15 protein-coding genes and 1 pseudogene are annotated in these 18,161 nt (G+C 53.4%); 4 read left to right on the top strand and 12 right to left on the bottom strand.

The window, feature by feature from the left end; genetic code table 11:
- Positions 1 to 8 precede the first annotated feature (8 nt).
- Positions 9 to 698, top strand: coding sequence for a spermidine synthase (locus M0R70_12415; GenBank protein ID MCK9420172.1), 690 nt, complete (start codon positions 9 to 11; stop codon positions 696 to 698).
- A gap of 55 nt (positions 699 to 753) precedes the next feature.
- Here M0R70_12415 and M0R70_12410 read toward each other — a convergent pair whose 3' ends face one another.
- Together M0R70_12410 and M0R70_12405 are read right to left on the bottom strand one after the other, a co-directional pair.
- A complete protein-coding gene (locus M0R70_12410; protein ID MCK9420171.1) occupies positions 754 to 1,011 on the bottom strand; it encodes a hypothetical protein in 258 nt (85 codons plus the stop codon).
- Positions 1,008 to 1,304 (bottom strand): hypothetical protein, encoded by a 297-nt coding sequence (locus M0R70_12405; protein ID MCK9420170.1) that lies wholly within the window; start codon positions 1,302 to 1,304, stop codon positions 1,008 to 1,010. The genes M0R70_12410 and M0R70_12405 overlap by 4 nt, the downstream gene beginning before the upstream one ends.
- Positions 1,305 to 1,537: 233 nt before the next feature.
- Between M0R70_12405 and M0R70_12400 the strand changes: the two genes are divergently transcribed.
- The 3 genes from M0R70_12400 to M0R70_12390 all read left to right on the top strand — a co-directional run bounded on the left by M0R70_12400 (position 1,538) and on the right by M0R70_12390 (position 5,105).
- Positions 1,538 to 3,433: an ATP-binding cassette domain-containing protein gene (locus M0R70_12400; protein MCK9420169.1), complete on the top strand. Its 1,896-nt coding sequence runs from the start codon at positions 1,538 to 1,540 to the stop codon at positions 3,431 to 3,433.
- 385 nt (positions 3,434 to 3,818) lie between these two features.
- Positions 3,819 to 4,640 (top strand): hypothetical protein, encoded by an 822-nt coding sequence (locus M0R70_12395; GenBank protein MCK9420168.1) that lies wholly within the window; start codon positions 3,819 to 3,821, stop codon positions 4,638 to 4,640.
- A gap of 132 nt (positions 4,641 to 4,772) precedes the next feature.
- The gene (locus M0R70_12390; GenBank protein MCK9420167.1) at positions 4,773 to 5,105 is read left to right on the top strand and encodes a hypothetical protein; all 333 of its coding nucleotides are present in this window, start codon (positions 4,773 to 4,775) and stop codon (positions 5,103 to 5,105) included.
- A 108-nt stretch (positions 5,106 to 5,213) separates the two neighbouring features.
- Here M0R70_12390 and M0R70_12385 read toward each other — a convergent pair whose 3' ends face one another.
- The 10 genes and pseudogenes from M0R70_12385 to M0R70_12340 form a co-directional block, all read right to left on the bottom strand.
- Positions 5,214 to 5,600 carry a YajD family HNH nuclease gene (locus tag M0R70_12385; protein ID MCK9420166.1) on the bottom strand — a complete coding sequence of 129 codons (387 nt, stop codon included), beginning with the start codon at positions 5,598 to 5,600 and terminating at the stop codon, positions 5,214 to 5,216.
- Between the two features lie 41 nt (positions 5,601 to 5,641).
- Complete coding sequence (gene dusB / locus M0R70_12380) at positions 5,642 to 6,643, bottom strand: tRNA dihydrouridine synthase DusB (GenBank protein ID MCK9420165.1); 1,002 nt, start codon at positions 6,641 to 6,643, stop codon at positions 5,642 to 5,644.
- A 214-nt stretch (positions 6,644 to 6,857) separates the two neighbouring features.
- Positions 6,858 to 7,565, bottom strand: coding sequence for a polysaccharide deacetylase family protein (locus M0R70_12375; protein ID MCK9420164.1), 708 nt, complete (start codon positions 7,563 to 7,565; stop codon positions 6,858 to 6,860).
- A gap of 221 nt (positions 7,566 to 7,786) precedes the next feature.
- Entirely contained in the window at positions 7,787 to 8,425 is a 639-nt protein-coding gene (locus M0R70_12370) for a hypothetical protein (GenBank protein MCK9420163.1), read from the bottom strand.
- Positions 8,426 to 8,518: 93 nt separating this feature from the next.
- Entirely contained in the window at positions 8,519 to 9,454 is a 936-nt protein-coding gene (locus M0R70_12365) for a hypothetical protein (GenBank protein ID MCK9420162.1), read from the bottom strand.
- Between the two features lie 34 nt (positions 9,455 to 9,488).
- Positions 9,489 to 10,835, bottom strand: a complete 1,347-nt coding sequence (locus M0R70_12360) for an Eco57I restriction-modification methylase domain-containing protein (GenBank protein MCK9420161.1) — start codon at positions 10,833 to 10,835, stop codon at positions 9,489 to 9,491.
- 285 nt (positions 10,836 to 11,120) lie between these two features.
- Positions 11,121 to 12,071: pseudogene (locus tag M0R70_12355) on the bottom strand (XamI family restriction endonuclease).
- Between the two features lie 225 nt (positions 12,072 to 12,296).
- The gene (gene glnA / locus M0R70_12350) at positions 12,297 to 13,709 is read right to left on the bottom strand and encodes a type I glutamate--ammonia ligase (GenBank protein MCK9420160.1); all 1,413 of its coding nucleotides are present in this window, start codon (positions 13,707 to 13,709) and stop codon (positions 12,297 to 12,299) included.
- A gap of 123 nt (positions 13,710 to 13,832) precedes the next feature.
- The gene (locus tag M0R70_12345) at positions 13,833 to 14,171 is read right to left on the bottom strand and encodes a P-II family nitrogen regulator (protein MCK9420159.1); all 339 of its coding nucleotides are present in this window, start codon (positions 14,169 to 14,171) and stop codon (positions 13,833 to 13,835) included.
- Between the two features lie 141 nt (positions 14,172 to 14,312).
- Entirely contained in the window at positions 14,313 to 17,687 is a 3,375-nt protein-coding gene (locus tag M0R70_12340; protein MCK9420158.1) for a tetratricopeptide repeat protein, read from the bottom strand.
- Between the last annotated feature and the right edge of the window lie 474 nt (positions 17,688 to 18,161).

The following is an 18,161-nucleotide window of genomic DNA, read 5'->3' as shown; positions in this document are numbered from 1 at the left end:
GAATTTTCATGGCGCAGCCGTGGCAGACAATAGACAAGGTCGATACCGCGGACGGGTTACTCGAACTGCGCAAGCGGGGCGAACGGGATTTTTTGATCCTCATCAATAACCGCGTGCTCATGAACAGCAGCGCGAACCGGTCCGAGATCGTGCTCGGAGAGCTGGCGTGTACATTGGTTGCGGGACGCAGGGTCCCGCGGGTGCTGATCGGCGGTCTGGGCATGGGGCTCACCCTGCAAGCAGCTCTCGACGCGCTGCCTGTTGCAGCGCAGGTCATAGTCGCAGAACTGAATCCGGTCGTGGTCAACTGGTGCCGCGGTCCTCTCGCCATGCTTACGAACCGCGCCGTGGATGACCCTCGTGTCACCATGGTGATCGATGACGTGTCATCCGTGATTGCAAGGGCCGCACTACCAGGCGTTGAACAGTTCGATGCCGTTATCCTTGACCTCTACGAAGGCCCTGGGGCATCAAGCGATGCTTTGCTCGATCCTTTCTACGGGAACCGCGCTCTGAAGACGACAGCTGCTGCCCTGTCCACGGGCGGGATTTTCGCTGTCTGGGGAGAGAAGCCTGATGCGTTATTCGAGAAGCGCCTGGTTGCCGCGGGATTTAGTGTGGATCGAAAGCGGCCGGGAAGGGGAGGGTTGCGGCACGTGGTATATGTGGCCCGGAAGTCTGCAGCGAAGGTCCAGTAAATTTTTCAATAGAGCATTGCAGGCGGGATGACGGCTTTGCAGCAGCAGGAACCGCTTAATTTCCTGCCGCGGATTCCTTGGTGATGATCGGGGCGCAACGCGCGTGGATCTCACGAGCCTTGCCCTCGTCGATGAAGAGGGACACTAATTTCTGGACCTTCTCGCACGTTTGGGCAACGGTTAGTTTACCCGCAGAGCATTCGTCAAGGATCGTGTCGACCCGGCGGAGAAACAGCTCGCTCGCGCTCTGGCCGATAACCGCGCGGATCTCGCTCTTCAGGTGATCTGCTATTTCTTTTGACACGGGACTCATAGACCGATGTCCTCAATTATTTTAAAGAACAACTTGATCACGATAAGGACAAAGATCGCGCCAAAAAGAAAAATCACGCCCACGAGCACGTCTTTGAATTCCGGAGGGAGCAGGCGAAAGAAGGGTGTGGAAAGATACCCGGCCGTGAACATCACGATAAGACCCGACAAGATATTCCACGTCGACCTGACCTTGCCGCCCGGTACTCTATGTCTGAGGATGAACGCCTTATACAGGGCATAGAGCATAACCCCGATCGATGAAATGCTGAGAGCCAAAAAGAGTGTCTCCATAGTATGGCAACCTCCCTCAGGAAAGAATAAATATAACGATTTAACGCATTATAATCAATTCTATATGAAAATATTGTTTTGTCAATAAATATTTGGAATGTGCATGGTCAAGCGCGGAAAGACAGCGGCTGGACGCGAGATGATTCAAATTTCGCCATGATTTCGGTTGCAATTCAACAATTCACGGAGTACATTGTGCGGGCGCAACACGGTGATAAAGAACGGGGTATGGAATGGCATTGGTAAGTTTACAGGACGTCAAGGTCAGTTTCGGCGGTCCATTGCTGCTCGAAGGCGTCGATCTCTCGATCGACTGCGGGGAGCGGGTCTGTCTGGTCGGACGGAACGGTACGGGCAAGTCCACGGTCATGAAGCTTATTACGGGCGAGATCCAACCCGACGGCGGCAAGATCGTTTTTCAGCAAGGGGTGAAGATCACGCTCTTGACGCAGGAGGTTCCGCAGGCGCTCTTCGGCAGCGTGTTCGATGTTGTCTCGAGCGCGTTCGGCGAGCAGGGGAAGCTGCTTGCGGCATATCATCATGTGAGCGCCAGACTGGCCCACGACCACAGCGAGAAGCTGATGGCGGAGCTCGAGGATGTGCAGCACAAGTTCGAGTCAGCCGGCGGCTGGCAGATGCAGCAGCGCGTTGATGAGATCCTGACCCGGCTCAAGCTGCCCGAAGACGCTGAGTTCTCGGAACTCTCGGGCGGGCTCAAACGGCGTGTTCTGCTGGCCAGGGCGCTGGCAGGCGCGCCGGACCTGCTGCTGCTGGACGAGCCCACGAACCACCTGGACATCGATGCCATTGCCTGGCTCGAAGAATTTCTGCTGACCTTCGGCGGGACCCTGCTTTTCGTGACCCACGACCGCATGCTGCTCCAGAAGCTTGCAACGCGCATCGTTGATCTTGACCGCGGCAGGCTCACGAGCTGGCCAGGCAATTACCAGGCCTATCTTGAACTGAAACAGGCAGCGCTCGATTCCGAGGTTGTGGAGAACGCGAAGTTCGATAAAAAGCTTGCGGCTGAAGAGGTATGGATCCGCCAGGGCGTCAAGGCGCGCAGGACAAGGAACGAAGGCCGCGTGCGTGCGCTCAAGGAGCTGCGCAGGACCAGGAGCGAGCGGCGTGAGGTGATCGGCGCGGCGCGCATGCAGATGCAGGATGCGGAGCGCACGGGCAAGCTGGTGATCGAGGCGACAGGGGTCACCCACAGCTACAACGGCACTGTTGTCATCCGCGACCTGTCCACGACCATCATCCGTGGGGACAAGATCGGCATTATCGGGCCGAACGGCTCGGGCAAAACCACGCTGCTCAAGATCCTGCTGGGGGAACTGACCCCCCGCGCAGGCAGGGTGAAACACGGCACGAATATTGAAGTGGCATACCTCGACCAGCACCGCGAACAACTCGATGATGAGAAGACCGTTCAGGACAACGTCGCGAACGGCAGCGACCACGTGACCATCAACGGCAACCGGCGGCATGTCATCGGCTATTTGCAGGATTTTCTGTTCGCGCCCGCCCGCGCGCGCAGCCCGGTGAAGGTACTGTCCGGCGGCGAGCGCAACCGTCTCCTGCTCGCGAAGCTCTTTACCCGGCCCTCGAACGTCCTGGTGCTCGATGAGCCCACGAACGATCTCGACATTGAGACCCTCGACCTGCTTGAAGAGCTGCTCATGGACTATCCCGGCACGGTGCTGCTCGTGAGCCACGACCGCGCGTTCATCAACGATGTTGTCACCAGCACACTCGTGTTCGAGGGCGACGGCAGGGTGAATGAATACGTCGGCGGATATGACGACTGGCTCCGTCAGAGGCAGTGGAAACGTGAAGTGCCCGCGGCACCGGTCAGGACAGGGGAAAAAAATGTTGTGCCCGATATTAAAAAAGCGAAGCCGCGCAAGCTGAGCTTTAAAGAACAAAAAGAGCTTGAGACATTACCGCAGCGTATTGAAAAGCTCGATGCCGAACAGCAGCAGATCATCACGACCATGGCTGCCCCGGCCTTTTATCGCGGGAGCGGCAACAAGGTGGCTGACACAAAGGCACGGCTTGAAGCGGTTGAAAAAGAACTGGCTGAAGTATACAAGCGCTGGAATGAGCTGGAGGCGCTGAAGGGGTAGCGCACGAAAACATCCGCATCGCTTTCCCGGGACCCTGTTTTGCCGCACTTCCATTCTTGAGCCTATTCTTGTTGCGCGTTGTTACCCGGGGCGAGCTCGAATTGACGTAAGACCGCGTCATCAACGCCTGCGGATATTGAGTTTGTGTACTAAGGCCTTCCGCATTAAAATCATGATTTTAGAAGACATTATAATCGTAGTGTTAAACACTATTCGAACTGTTGATTGACCTTTCTTCTCGCATTTGATAAACTGTAAAACATACCGGACAGTAAGATCATATCCCAAACCGATATTCACCAGTTGGCAGTCACCATTGCATCTGACACGATATTCAATTGTCCTCATCATCATCGCGACTCTGAAGAACTAGGAGGAATGACCCATGAAAAAAGCGGTTCTGATAATCCTGTGTATCATAGTGTGTTCCGGAATTACCCTGGCGCAGACAGGAACGAAGAAAAAGCGAACCCCGGCCAATATTTACGGCATGGTGTTGCTGAATAATCACTCCGAGAAAGCAGGCCTGGCCCCCGTGGTGTTTAACCACTGGCTTCATCGGGCAAAGTTCACCTGCAGGCTTTGTCATGTGGACATTGGATTTGCCATGAAAGCGGGCGGTACCGATATCAAGGCTGCCGACAACATGAGCGGTTATTACTGCGGGGCATGCCATAACGGAAAGCGGTCTTTCCCCGGGATCGCAAAGATGTTTGAGGCGTGTTCGAAAAAGCCGGTTGCTGAAAACGAGAAACGATGCGATCGGTGCCATTCGTTGGGGACGAATGTGAAACGGGAATACGAGTTCGCTGAATTCACCGGCAAGCTGCCGAAAGAACGGTTCGGGAACGGCATAAACTGGGAACTGGCCGAAGAAATGGGGCTCGTCAAGCCCCTGGATTTCCTCGAAGGCGTGTCCATCAAGCGACAGGCCTTTGCCATGAAAAAAGACAAGCCCATCAAGGATATGCCCATCGAGGCGAAGATAGAAGGGATGCCCACCATCATTTTTTCCCACAAAAAACACGCGGTTTGGAACGGATGCGAACTGTGCCATCCCGAGATATTCATCAGCGTGAAAAAGGGGGACATGAAATACTCCATGATGGAGATATTTGAGGGGAAATACTGCGGCGTGTGCCACGGCAAAGTGGCGTTTCCAACGCTTGACTGCCAGCGATGCCATACCAAGCAGGTTGAAGGATAAAAAGACTCGACATGCTTGCGCGGCATCTCTATCGGGGAGGGCAGGCTCCGAACACGAAAATCTATTTTTTTCTGTCAGCGTGAAAGCGTGCAAGCCTGCGAGCCGATTTATCAACAAAACCGGGGAGATCGTATGAAGAACAAACAAGGCAGTCTTGTGATCACGCTGGTCATCGCACTATCGGTGCTCTCCGGCATAGCGGTCTTTTCCGATTTCCTGCTTGCCTCTCCGGCGGCCGCCGTTGCACAGGATGACTGGAAGAAGGAGTTCGAGGAAATCTGTTCTCAGACCCAGGACGCCATGTTAGGTACGCCCGAGGAATTGAAGGATCTTGTCAGCCGGTGCGATGCGTTGAGGCCGCGCATCGAAAAACTTGATGAAACGCAGAAAAAGATCTATTTAAAAAGGCTCCACATGTGCCGGGACCTCTTCAACTATGCCCTCGAATCGAAAGCGGGCAAGTGAACCATGGGTCAGGCCCCTGCAATCTGCGAATAACGATCATGGTTTTACCCCGTTAGAGAATGCCGCCGACTCCTGTCATCGCTAGAGAACGGAGCTCTCTAACGGGGTTTACTTCTTCTTGTTCTTCAGTAACGCTTCGAGGGCAGCGAAGGGTTTGTGCGTGGCGGACGCCTCTTTATTGCCGCCCGGCTTCGTCTCGCCGAACGATTCTTCATCCAGATACTCCTGGTGCTCAATATCGTGGCAGTAAAGACAGAGCAGCTCCCAGTTGCTGCCGTCAGGCGGATTGTTGTCGTGATCATGGTCCTTATGATGGACCGTGAGTTCGCGGAGTTTTTTCCCCGCGAATTCACGTCCGCACCGCGCGCAGATCGAAGGGTACAGCTTGAGCGCCTGGTCCCGATAGGTCTTCTCCCGGAGTTCACGATTGTGCCGCACTTCGGCGATGATCCGCTCCTGTTCGTCGTTCTCTGGTCGTGAGTCCTTCACTGACATAAGTACACCCTTCGGATCGTCTTGATTAGACGAAGTTGTTTTTACGAACAAGATGCCTGGTGAACTGCCGTGACGCCCTGCTGCAGGCATTCGAAGTATTCCCCGATCTCCCGCCTTACCTCCTGAACGGTCGCCAGATGATTGATCGTTGTTCTGAACTCCGCGGCGCCATGCAGGCCTTTCGTGTACCAGCAGAGATGTTTGCGCATTTCGCGCACGCCGACATTTTCGCCGAGCAGTTTGACCATATCGTTCAGATGGCGGAGCATGGTCGCGTGACGCTCTTCAAGGGAAGGGCAGGCAGGCGCGAGGCCGGTTTCGAGATACTGCCGTGCTTCGCGGAAGATCCACGGATATCCCTGGATCGCCCGTGCGATCATGACCCCATCGCATCCTGTCTCGTCCATCATCCTCTTCGCGTCCTGCCCGGAGCGCACATCGCCGTTCCCGATGACCGGTATGCCGACGGACTTCTTTACGACTTTGATCATGTCCCAGTCAGCATGGCCCGAGAAGCCCTGCGCTTTGGTCCTCGCATGCACGGTCACGGCGGCGACGCCCGCTGATTCGGCGGCCTGCGCCACGTCCACTGCCACGATGTTCTTTGCATCCCAGCCGAGCCGCATCTTGACCAGGACCGGAACTTTTGACGCTCCCACGACGGCCGCCATGATCTCTTTGGCAAGTCCGAGATCGCGCAAAAGCGCTGCGCCGGCGCCGGACTTCAGGATCTTCGGCACCGGGCAACCCATGTTGATGTCGATAAAATCGACCTCCCCCTGCGATACGATGTGCGCTGCCTCAGCCATGGACGCGGGTTTGGATCCGAAGATCTGGAACACGACAGGGCGCTCGGCCGGATCGGTGCGGAGCATGCCGTGGGTGCGCTTGTGCTCCCGGATCAGCGCTTCGACGCTCACCATCTCTGAGAAAACGAGTCCCGCGCCGAGCTCCTTGCAGATCCTGCGGAACGGAAAGTCCGAAATGCCGGCCATGGGCGCGAGCACAAGGGGGTTGATCTTGAGCATCTCTCGTATCTGCATGGGGGATATTATAACCGAACGGGCGGGAAATGCGAGGGGTTTTTAGAGAGAGAATTAAACAAACGAAAATAGAATATTACCACGAAGGCACAAAGACACTAAGAACTTCCTGAAACTATGCGAGTGCAACAAACACCAAAACCGCTCAAGCCTTTCTTCGTGACTTCGTGTCTTTGTGGTAAATCAAGGTTCCAGATTGTCCCAATTTTCCCTTTCACTTTTTCAGCAGTTCTCCCACGGTCACGAGCGTAAATCCCTGCTTTCGTAATCCATCAATAATGTCCGGCAGGACCTCCGCGGTGTGAACTCCTTTCCGGTTCATATGGAACACGATGATGCTCCCGCCTTTGGCGTCACGCAGGATGCCGCGGACGATTCTCTGCGGCGAGAGACCCGCATCCGGGTCTCCAGATGCGATATCATACTGGATGGTCGTGAGTCCGGCTGTCTTTGCGATAGTGGCGATCCGCCCATCAACCTCGCCGTACGGCGGCCGAAAATAGCGCGGTGACCTGCCGGTCGTCTTATTGATGATCGCCTGCGTCCGCTTCAGTTCCCGCAATATCCGCGCATCGTCCTTTTCAAGCAAATGGGGATGATAGTAACCGTGGGATGCGAGCTCGAACTGCGACTGGGCCGCGAGGTACTTTGCCTTTTCCGGGTTCTTCTCCACCCACCGTCCGCTCAGAAAGAGTGTAGCAGGAACCTGTTTCCCAAGAAGGACCTCGATGACCTTTTCGTCATACTCATCATGCAAGGTCGTGGGGCAGGCATCGAAGGTAATGGCAATCTCACGGGAGTCCCTGCGGCCGTGCTCGATAATGAGGCTGTCAGCGACGCAGGTGAAGCAGACACATAAAAGGATGAGAAGGCTTCCGAGGACGAGCATCAGAAATTTTGCGTGAAACCGCAACTGAACCATAGTACGGTCATTCTATACCAACGGGGGAGGAGGGGTCAATTGATAAAAACCATGAATAGGACGCACTTCCAACTCTCGATCCTGATCAGGTTTGTATGCCATGGTCCAAGAAGTCCGTGTTGAGTCTCGGATGGCGCGAAAGTCGCGTGTTGCTCACTGAGTTCTTTCCGCAGCTTTTGTGTACAATGAATGGTTTGCATTAAAATAACTTGCGGATTGTTTTAATGTTGCGAAGAGTCTTCCTCATCCGCTTTCAACAACGCGTCCTCAATGTGGGACGCAATAGTTTCTGTGTCCTGTACATCATCGCCGCAAATCTCAATGCCGGAGATCACCTTCTCGGCGTGGCGCAGGCACTGCCCAAGGAAGATGCGTTTTTCGGCTAAGATTCTCCGGTCACGGCTTTCCCAATAGTCCCCTTCGTCGTTCACAATGAGGCCGGGAATATAGCTCTGTTTAAGACCGTCCAGAAGTTCGATGACGCGGATATGGGACTTGATGCCCGCGAACTGCGTCTTACACATAGTAAAGCGCTCGCCTTGCCCATTGTTGTGAATCCAGGAGACCTGCTGTAGCATGTCCGTCAACACCCCGGAACGATCAAAGAGAATCGCCAGCGGCTCCGCTCCCAGGCCAACATTCATAACGATACCCTTCAGACCTAACGACCCCTCGATGACCGCGGCCGAATCGTCTCCGCTGCGTGGAGTCAATACGGCGTTCGGATACGTATCAAAGTCATCGTCTATGACGTGATATCCCCAATTATGTTCCCCAGCGACTCGTTTCAAGTCGGCGATCAAACGCGGGATGTCACCAATACATGCAATTTTCCCAGATGCGAATATCGTGATACTCATCGTTTCAGCCTCGTATTGCGTAGCGCAACGGGTGCAACAACGTCACCTTCCTTGCATATCAGCATCTAATGCTCATAATTCGCATGTCGATATTCACATAATAGTTCGTTCCAAATGTTCATACTCGAACTGGATTGGAATTATGCTTCCGGTAACCACTTCATGACTAGATAGATCAACCCTGCCATACTGTCTTTTATTGGATCCCTCCTCCGTTTCAAGTGGATTTGGAAATCGAGGCATTTTGAGCTTGATAGTTTGCCCTGAGATTCCGTCTTTATCCGAGGGAACGATTAACTGAAAAACAAAATTACCGAAACCGATAACCAAGATACAATAAGGGACATTTGCATTATTATGCTTTCGACGGAGCACAATTAATGCGGGCTTTGTATAACGACCTGGAGCAAAAGTAATAATAACGACCTGAGGGGAAATGATTTTTGCGTGATTTTCACTTCTAACCCAGCTAATGGCTTTTCGGAAAAAGAACAACTCTTCGTTCGGCATGACAGATAAAGCAATCTTGGCTAAACATTTATACACAGCGGATGGAATGTAAGGTTCCAATTTAAACGTAATAACGAGCCGCCGACTGTCTTCGTCGATAGACATTATATGCTTATTACTGCCTGTCTTTTCTATTATGCTTATCCCGTGCTGTGCATTGACGGCGAGTTTCGATTTATTATCATTTGTTTTATAACCCGGCACTTTCTTTTTCCCTTTGATCAAGCCTATAGTGCGAATTGGCCTGGTGAATTTATCGAGATTATCTTCTATCCCTTCGGAAAAATATCCGTTACATGCATCACATTCTTCCAATAGAAGTACCCGCTTATTTCCCAGAAACTCGGGTATTGCGTGAGCATTATTTCTAAATGTGACCTCTGGTTTTTGGCCACCACAAAAACGGCAAGTTCTGTTATTTTTGTTACCTATAAATATTTTTTTGTCATGATTATTTAAATTGCTAAAAATCAACTTATAATTTTCAGCAAAAAAAGTGACTGTTTCCGCATTCGTCATGGCATTTTTATCATCATGCGGACCCTATCCGTCGTCATATCAGCACCATCTGTTTCTCAACAACGCCCTTTATCCACTGCGGCAACTGGCTAAACGCCAGATTCTTCAGCTCCCCCGGCTCAACCTTATGCAGCCCCCCGCCATACGCACGGCCGACGCGCATGAATTCCTGCAACGGTATAGCGTTCATCAAATCGAGAAGTTCTTTCATTCGTTCCGGCTGATCATTGAGCAGGTTCATCAGCGCCAGCTTCGGATAGAGATGTAAGAAAACATTCGTGGCGATTGCCTGGGAGTAATTCAGGTAAAATCGGATTGGAGCCTGCCCGTTGCCGTTTGATCGGCCCATGTACGTTGCCATATAGAGTGACGGGGCACGTTTTTCCTGGAAATACCAGACCTCTTTGCTTGCGCAGAGATACCGCTCATGCAACCCTTGTTTCTTGCCTGTTTGAAAGTACTGCCAGAGACCGGGATGCCGCTCTTTTACGACATCAGGCGGAAGATTGCAGTCAAGGAGGTATTTCAAGTTTTCAATCTTCGGCGTGCCGTCGGGATTCGCTTCGATTGCGTCCCGAGTCAAATAACGCGGACTGGGAAGAATCGGTTTCAGAAATTTGCGCGGTATCGAATATTCCTTTATGACTTCAGTGCCGATGATGAAAAATTCATTCGCACCAGTTGCTACGCCTCGCCGTATGTCGAAGAAATCGGCCAGAACATCCCTTTCCCCATGCAATACCTCTTCCTGATCAAAATGAAGCAAACTCCACTTTTGCGCACTGTCCCGGTTGAAAAGATCTACAGTCCTCGTTTCTGAGGGGTGGACAATGCTGCCGCCGAAGGTGAAGGTAAACGATGCTTTTTCAGTCGGACGAGTCTTCTTATACGTAACGACGCAGGACGAGACGAGCGCGTCGTCGAACTGGACTGTAGCTGGATCGAATTGATGGATGCTTAAAAGAGTTACCTGCTTGCTCAGGTAGTCCCGTAGCGGCTGGCCATAATTTACATAGAGGAATTCGGAAGGAATGAGCCAGGACGCAACGCCGCCAGGCGCGAGAAGAGCATCAGCCAGCAATACGAAATACATGTATAACCCCGAGAGGCCGCTGATCTTCAAGCCGAGGCTATCGCGCACAAGAATTTGCAACTCCTGTTTCAGTGATGATTCGATGTGATGATGCCTGACATAGGGCGGGTTTGTGCAGAGCAGATTGAAGCGGGAGTGGTTCTCAGCCGCGCGCGCGAATGCGAAGAAGTCCTGAACGAGGACTTTGAAATCTTTGTCTCTGAAAAGCTTCGACGCTATTTTTGCATATGCCTCATCCTGCTCCACGCCCACGGCTTCCAGAATAGCATGGTCCCCGGCCTCCTGCATCAAGGCGGAATAGAACACTCCTGATCCTAGAGCAGGTTCAAGAAACAAAATGGGTGTTGATGGGGGCAATTCCGCGATCGATCGAGCTACTATTTGACGAGCAAGGACATAAGGTGTTGAAAACTGGCCGTGAATATTTCTTTCTTCCTGGGATTTCGTTCCGTCAACGTTTAATTGAAGTTTGAACCGTTCCTGTTCTGTTACGCTCGGCTTCGCTGGGTCATACGCCTCTGCTGTTTCTTCGATCCCGTGGGCTTTTTTTTTACCCTTGATCAGAAGCGCCCTCAAATCATCCAGCCGGTGCTCCCAAACCCAGTCAATCCCCTCTGACGCCTCGTATCCGAGATAGCCGGGTTCGAAGTAACCGCACAAGAGCAGAATAAACTCGACGTTCTTTCCATAGCGCTCTTTGAGCTGCGTGAACTTCTGAGCTTCTTCTTTTCGCCTCTTGTTGGTATTCGTCGCGTCTCCCGCTGACTTCGCCTCGATCAAAACGGGAAGATCCCGCTCGCCGGCGTGGAGAGGCTTTACAACACAATCGATGGGTATATTGACAGAGGTCTTTTTCTTTCCGACGGGCAGGTTGAGACGAAAGGTAAACGTGCCGGGGGGCATCTTATCGAGGTTCCGGGCATCCTCGGTTTCAATTTGTTCATAGCCATTGCGTTCAAGCCATCGCTTGAGCGCGGCAAGCTGCCGTTTTTCCTGGGCGTTCCTGATGATGGGGTCCGTTGTTGCGCCGCAGAGACGGTCCGCTATGACGGTGGCCGCTCTGTCCTTGACAGTCTCCGACGGGTCTTCTCCCGTAACGATCCAGGGAAGCAGGTCGCGGTCGGCAAGCTCCGCCACGATCTCACAAATGCGCAGCAAACCCTCTGCGAGTGCGGCTTTTTCCATGCGAACAGGCAGTCGCGGCGGCTTGTCTTCGCTTCCTTCCATCGCACCGATCATTGCCTTATTGAGGTGAGCGAGTCCGATGAGCCGGTCCCGGGCCAGCGGCGGCGCAGTTACCATGCGGAGGATGGGCAGGATTCCAGGACTTTCTCTCAGGACCTCAGGCGTGATTTGTAGCAGGTTGCCGGTCTTTTCAAATGCGGTGAGAACTTCTTTTGTGCGGATTACGCGCTGCTTGCGGTAGGTGCCGGGTGCGAAGCGGAGGAACCAGTCATTATAAAAATCGATTGACTCGGCGACGTCGGCTTTCCATAAATGCGGCTTTTCCGAATTTATCGGCATCGTGCATCCTCATTTACCTTCAGGTGGCCTTCACTATGGGGGAAAGAATACTATATCAATAAGTAAATGGCAAGATAATTGAGCGCTTTGTTTTACCACGAGGACAGGTCGGACATCTGATTGCAGGCATGTTGAGGACAGCGTGCTACTTCGAGCGAACATAAAAAAACCGGGACCCCTGCGCGGGGTCCCGGTCGTACGCTCACCTGGTTATGGGTGCGTTGCTTAAATGTCGTAGTACAGGAAGAACTCATACGGATGGGGCCGCAGGCGGAGGGCGTCCACTTCCTTGGTCCTCTTGTAGTGGATATGCATCTCGATGGCGTCCTTGGTGAACACGTCACCTTTCAGCAGGAAGTCGTGGTCTGCCTCGAGGTTGTCCAGCGCCTCTTCGAGCGATCCGGGCATGGACGGCACACTTGCCAGTTCTTCGGGCGCCATATCGTAGATGTCCTTGTCCAGCGGCTGGCCCGGATCGATCTTGTTCTCAATACCGTCGAGGCCCGCCATCAACATGGCGGCGAAGGCCATGTAGGGGTTGCAGGACGGGTCGGGGAAGCGGACCTCAATCCTCTTTGTCTTGGGATTCGCACTGTACATCGGGATGCGGACCGAGGCCGAGCGATTCCGGCTCGAGTAGGCCAGGTTCACCGGCGCCTCGAAGCCCGGCGTCAGACGCTTGTAGGAATTCATTGTCGGATTGGTGAATGCCGCGATCACCTTGGCGTGCTTCAGGATGCCGCCGATGTAGTGGAGCGCCATCTGGGACATGCCGGCATATTTGTCGCCATGGAACAGGGGCTTGCCGCCTTTCCAGATGGATTGGTGCGTGTGCATGCCCGATCCATTATCGCCGAACAGCGGCTTCGGCATGAAGGTCACGGTCTTGCCGTTCCGCTTGGCCACGTTCTTGATGATGTACTTGAACATCATCACCTGGTCGGCGCACTTGACAAGGTTGCTGAACCGGATGTCGATTTCGGCCTGTCCCGCGGTCGCCACTTCATGGTGCTGACGCTCGACATAGATGCCGACCTTCTGCATCTCCGCCACCATTTCGGAGCGGATGTCCTCCTGGCTGTCGATCGGCGGCACCGGGAAGTAGCCTTCCTTGTGGCGCGGTTTGTAGCCGAGGTTCGGGCTTTCCACGCGGCCGCTGTTCCAGATGCCTTCCACGCTGTCGATGTGGTAATAGCCTTCGTGGGAGTTCTGGTCAAAGCGGACATCGTCGAAAATAAAGAATTCCGGCTCAGGACCCATGAAGCAGGTGTCGCCGATGCCCGTGGACTTGAGGTAGGCTTCCGCTTTCTGCGCGATGTAGCGCGGGTCGCGGGAGTAGCGCTCTTTGGTGATCGGGTCAACGATGTTGCAGATAAGGGAGAGCGTCGCATATTTGGTGAAGGGATCCATCACCGCGGTCTCCGGATCAGGAACGACCAGCATATCGCTCGTATGAATGGACTGCCAGCCGCGGATGCTTGACCCGTCGAACCCGAGGCCTTCGTCGAAGATGCCCTCGGTCAGTTCGTCCACGGGCACGGAAAAGTGCTGCCACAACCCCGGGAAGTCCATGAATTTGAAGTCGACCATCATTGCTTTGTTCTCTTTTGCCATCATCACTACATCTTTGGGTTTCATTGGTTCCTCCTTGGTATTTTAATCCGATGGACGACGGACGATTGCTTCGCTTGGACGACGGACGAATTCGATATCGTTTTTTTACCTCGTCCTTCGTCCATCATCCCTCGTCATTCAGATTTATTATATGGCCTGTTCCCCGCGCTCACCGGTGCGGATGCGGATAATTTCCTCCACGGGTGTGACAAAGATCTTGCCGTCGCCGATCCGGCCTGTCTTTGCCGAGGTTTCTATGGTCTCGATGATCTTTGGAACAAGACCATCGGCAGCGATGATCTCGATCTTCACCTTGGGCAGGAAGTCGACGACGTACTCTGCTCCGCGATAGAGTTCAGTATGGCCTTTTTGCCTGCCGAATCCCTTGACCTCGGTCACGGTGATGCCCTGAACACCGATCGCATTGAGCGCATCTTTGACCTCGTCAAGTTTGAACGGTTTGATTACGGCCTCAATTTTTTTCATGAGAAATGACCCCCCCCCGAATGTCTATTTAATAAGCAATTTTGATGCTAAAGCGTAACATATTATATTTCAAGTTGTTATGTTTGGGTAATCGTGGAGGGGATGCACATTAAACGATCAGCAGCTTAAAATATGGGCATTCTATTTTCCTACGCGCTCATTTTTCTTTGTCTTTTCTTCACGTTCGATCCGCTCACCTTCTTCGAGGAATTTTGAGGATATTTCCTTCTCGATATCATCCCTGAGCTGTTCGAGCGATATATAGTCTCCCTTTTGGAGCTCTTTCAGTTTCGCGGTAGTATCACGGTACCCCGGATCCTGATCGACGACCTTTTGGAACTCATCTGCGGCGCTGCTGATATTCCCTGCGCACTGATAGGCAAGACCGAGATCGTAGTGCATCTTGATACTGTCATCGGCATCGAACCCCAGTGACGTCGCGTAATCCAAAGCGTTCAGCATCTCGTCAATGGCGTTCTGATACTCTCCCTTTTCCATATAACACAGACCGAGCATATACCGGCTCTGGACGAGTTTGGGCTCATCCTCAGACGTCATCATGAACTCCCCGATGGCATCATCAAGGAGGCCCATTTCTTTATAGGCCACACCGAGATTATAATGAGTATCCGCGTCCTCTTTTACCGATTGCTCCTCAACTCCCCGCTTGAATTCTTCAAAGATATCGTCGAGGCTTTGTTCCTCTGCGGGTACGGCAGGTTGCGCGGGGACCGGAACGTCGCCCAGTTCGTCCCTGAGTTCCGAGGCAAGATCAAAGAACTCCTCGGCGGCCGCTTTCCCTTGCTGAGCGGAGGCTGATTCCCGCTGGAGCTCCGCGCCCAGATCAAAGAAGTCTTCCTCAGCGGCCTTTTGTTCAGGCTCGAGAGGTCTGTCGTCTGCGCTGGCCGAAATCTCCGGAGGCGGGGCAACGATTTTTTCCCCTTTCAACGGCGGGGGCGCCGGCTGCTGCTTGAGCTCCTGGATCTCCTGCATCAGAGAACGGACAGCCTCATCATCAGAGGCGCTTGCTGCAAGCACTCCCTCGGTTGCCTCCGGCGGGAGATAGCCTTCCAGCCCTTCTACCGCATCGGTGAGCTTGGAAAATTCCCGCGTTTCATTCTCTTCACGAGAGATTTCGGCAAGCCGGTCGATCGCCCGCGGGTTGCCCGGGGTCAAGGCGATGATCTGCGTGTAGTGCTTCTTTGCCTCGTCGAACAAGCCCTGCTGAAAGTAGAATTCGGCCTCTGCCCATAGCTCGCCGATATCAATCTCAGCGGGTTGTTCGTGAACGACCGCTTTTTCCGCAGGTTCAAATACAGGCTGTTCCTTCTCGCCTGCAAACTCTTCTTCAGCGGGCAGACGTTCCTCTGTTGTCGGTTCTTCAAAAGAAGGTACTTCACCAAAAGGAGGCTCTTCATCGACAGGCTGCCGTTCACGTTCAGCCGGTTCGCTGACCGGGGCAGTTTCAAAGGGAGTTGCCTCTTCCAGAGGAGGCATTTCGGAATCAAGCCCCTCAAACTCGATTTCACCAGTCTGGATCGGTTCCTGGGGAGGCATGGTCTCCCAAGAGATTTCTTCAGGTGGAGGCGGAGATATCTCGAGTTCAGTGAGAGGAGCTTCAAGATGCTCCGGCATGATCTCCGACGGAAGGACCTCTTCGGGCGCCTTGCCCATGGGCTCTTCCGGCTGCGGTAAAACGGGGGCTTTTTCGAGTTCCTCAAACGTGAGTTCACGTGCCGGGGCCGGTTCCTGGAGAATAATGGCCTCCGCGGGGATTTCTTCAGGAGCGGGAGGAGATATTTCGGTCTCAGCAAGAGGCGTTTCGATATGGTCCGGTATGATCTCCGGCGGATGGACTTCTTCCGGTGCAACGGGAACCCTTCCGAGCGCGGAGAGGACCGCCGGATGATCGGGCGCCATCTCGAAAGTCTTCTGCAGCTCTGCTGCTGCCTGATCGTCCCTGCCGTATTTTGTATAGAGCGCTGCGGCAAGGAGAGCATGCCGCACGGCTTTATCAATGTTCCCCTGCTCCTGGTAGAGGTCTCGGAGCTTGATACGTATCCGCGGATTTTCAGGGAAGTTAACGCAGAGTGCCTCGAGCTGTTCAACCGCCTTGTCGGCAAGACCGTATTTGATGAGCACATCGCATTCAGTGAACGCTTCGGTGATCGCTGGATCTTCTTCCACCAAAACAGGCGCTTCTGCGATCGGAGAGGCAGGGGTGGGGGGCGGGGGCGGCATCTCAATGACTGGAGACGGTTCGAGTTCGTGGACAATAGGGGAGGGAGCGGCTGTTACCGGTTCTTCTGCAGTCGTGAACGCCGGTTCCGGAGGAGGTGCAGCCGTGATGTCAGTCGGAAGCCGTTTCAGTCGCTCTCCAACCTCGGACAGGTCAGGAGCGATCGTGATCGCCTGGGTAAGAACGGCTCTGGCGCTCTGAAGGTCTCCTTCCGCTTCGAACAACTCGGCGGCCTGCATGAGTTCCGCCGCCGCATCCAGCGGCCTGTTGACGGAAATATAGAACTCAGCAAGTTTTTGCCGGATGGGGGGGAAGTACGGACTGCCGGCCACAAAGGTCTTGTAGATCTCCTCAGCTTCTCCGGCATTCCCGCTCTCGATCTTTTCGTCGGCAAGCGTCGCGGCCTCGACAATGGCTTTTTCAAAGTCTTTCTTCGCAAGATACAGGTTGTACAGTTTTTCCCGAAGATCGGCATTGTCCGGGTTTTCGGCGAGGAGCTTTCGGAGGACCTGTTCAGCCTCGACATCCTTGCCCGCCTTGTCCAGGGCCTCGAGATAAATCTCGATAAGCTCCTTATTGGATGGATCGCTCTCAAAGGCGGGTTTTAAAGCCTTGCAGGCTTCAACGAATTTTTCTTCTTTGAAGTAAACGATGCCGGCCTTGTGATAAACCTCTTTGTTGTTCGGATCCAGCGCGAGGACCTTCTCGAACAGGTGCCGGGCATCTTTAAACTCATTCTTGGACAGGTGCACGTCAGCGGCAGCGAGGTATGCCCTGGCAGCTTCCTGTTTCATCCCCTCTTTCGCGTACATATCTCCGAGCTTGACCCGGAACGCGACATTGGAGTCGTTCAGGTCCGCCATTTTCTGGTAGATGGTGAGGGCCTTGGCTGTTTCTTTATTGCGGGTATAGTGGTCGGCGACGAACTTGTAATTCTCGAGGGCATTGCCGGTGAGACCCTTCTCGACGTTCATGTCGCCGAGAGCGAGGTGCACTTCGATCTGATTGATATCGATATTGAGTATTTTTTTATAGAGGGCGATGGCCTTGGAGGTGAACCCGTCAGCGGCCAGAAGATCGGCTGCCTTGTGATATGCTTCTACCGCGCTGGCCTTGGAGTCCTTCTTAAGGCACAGGTCGCCGATGGTATTGTAAATATTTGGATCGTTCGGCGTTTCCTTGAGAAGCTTTTTCCATTCGGCAATCGCCTTGTCAAACTGGTTCCTGGCAACGTACTTCTGGGCCTCTCGTATGATCGTATTTTTGTCGATTGCCATGTGCTAAAAATACCACAAAGCTTGGCAGGGTGTCAACACTTCGTCTCTCCCGTATCGGATCAGTGTCACGGTCGCTCGCGCTGTTCCCGAGGCGGCAGTTGCAGGGGCACGAAGATGAATTCTTCCGGTATTGAGAAGAGCGAAACGTGTTGCAAAAGGGTTGTGTTCACAGGAGGACGGAATTCGTTGTGCGGCGGGAAAATGCATACGGGCTATGCTGATCGATGACCTGATAATCATATGAAAGCACCTCAGCATACCCTGTTCTCTTGCCGGAATGCGACCTGTCTTGCATAAACTGCATCTCAACGCTGCGGCGCGTCCGTGCTGATGGCGGAAGATTGAATGCTCCTCACCGGTGTTGTGTTTTCGCGCCAAAGGCAGAAATCTCTTGACTTGACTATATGACTTTGCTATATTTCAAATAATTTATGATAAGTACTGTCATATTTCCATATCATCGTTGCCCCCTGT

This window comes from Nitrospirota bacterium, assembly GCA_023229435.1.
Classification (GTDB): Bacteria; Nitrospirota; UBA9217; order UBA9217; family UBA9217; genus JALNZF01.
Note: the sequence above shows the minus strand (reverse complement) of the source record. Positions and strands in the feature narration are given on the sequence as shown.

What these genes read in the sequence shown, in the direction of transcription:
- M0R70_12415 (MCK9420172.1), top strand. Translation starts at nt 9, where the DNA reads ATGGCGCAGCCGTGGCAGACAATAGACAAGGTCGATACCGCGGACGGG.
- M0R70_12410 (MCK9420171.1), bottom strand. Translation starts at nt 1,011, where the DNA reads ATGAGTCCCGTGTCAAAAGAAATAGCAGATCACCTGAAGAGCGAGATC.
- M0R70_12405 (MCK9420170.1), bottom strand. Translation starts at nt 1,304, where the DNA reads ATGGAGACACTCTTTTTGGCTCTCAGCATTTCATCGATCGGGGTTATG.
- M0R70_12400 (MCK9420169.1), top strand. Translation starts at nt 1,538, where the DNA reads ATGGCATTGGTAAGTTTACAGGACGTCAAGGTCAGTTTCGGCGGTCCA.
- M0R70_12395 (MCK9420168.1), top strand. Translation starts at nt 3,819, where the DNA reads ATGAAAAAAGCGGTTCTGATAATCCTGTGTATCATAGTGTGTTCCGGA.
- M0R70_12390 (MCK9420167.1), top strand. Translation starts at nt 4,773, where the DNA reads ATGAAGAACAAACAAGGCAGTCTTGTGATCACGCTGGTCATCGCACTA.
- M0R70_12385 (MCK9420166.1), bottom strand. Translation starts at nt 5,600, where the DNA reads ATGTCAGTGAAGGACTCACGACCAGAGAACGACGAACAGGAGCGGATC.
- dusB (MCK9420165.1), bottom strand. Translation starts at nt 6,643, where the DNA reads ATGCAGATACGAGAGATGCTCAAGATCAACCCCCTTGTGCTCGCGCCC.
- M0R70_12375 (MCK9420164.1), bottom strand. Translation starts at nt 7,565, where the DNA reads ATGGTTCAGTTGCGGTTTCACGCAAAATTTCTGATGCTCGTCCTCGGA.
- M0R70_12370 (MCK9420163.1), bottom strand. Translation starts at nt 8,425, where the DNA reads ATGAGTATCACGATATTCGCATCTGGGAAAATTGCATGTATTGGTGAC.
- M0R70_12365 (MCK9420162.1), bottom strand. Translation starts at nt 9,454, where the DNA reads ATGACGAATGCGGAAACAGTCACTTTTTTTGCTGAAAATTATAAGTTG.
- M0R70_12360 (MCK9420161.1), bottom strand. Translation starts at nt 10,835, where the DNA reads ATGCAGGAGGCCGGGGACCATGCTATTCTGGAAGCCGTGGGCGTGGAG.
- glnA (MCK9420160.1), bottom strand. Translation starts at nt 13,709, where the DNA reads ATGAAACCCAAAGATGTAGTGATGATGGCAAAAGAGAACAAAGCAATG.
- M0R70_12345 (MCK9420159.1), bottom strand. Translation starts at nt 14,171, where the DNA reads ATGAAAAAAATTGAGGCCGTAATCAAACCGTTCAAACTTGACGAGGTC.
- M0R70_12340 (MCK9420158.1), bottom strand. Translation starts at nt 17,687, where the DNA reads ATGGCAATCGACAAAAATACGATCATACGAGAGGCCCAGAAGTACGTT.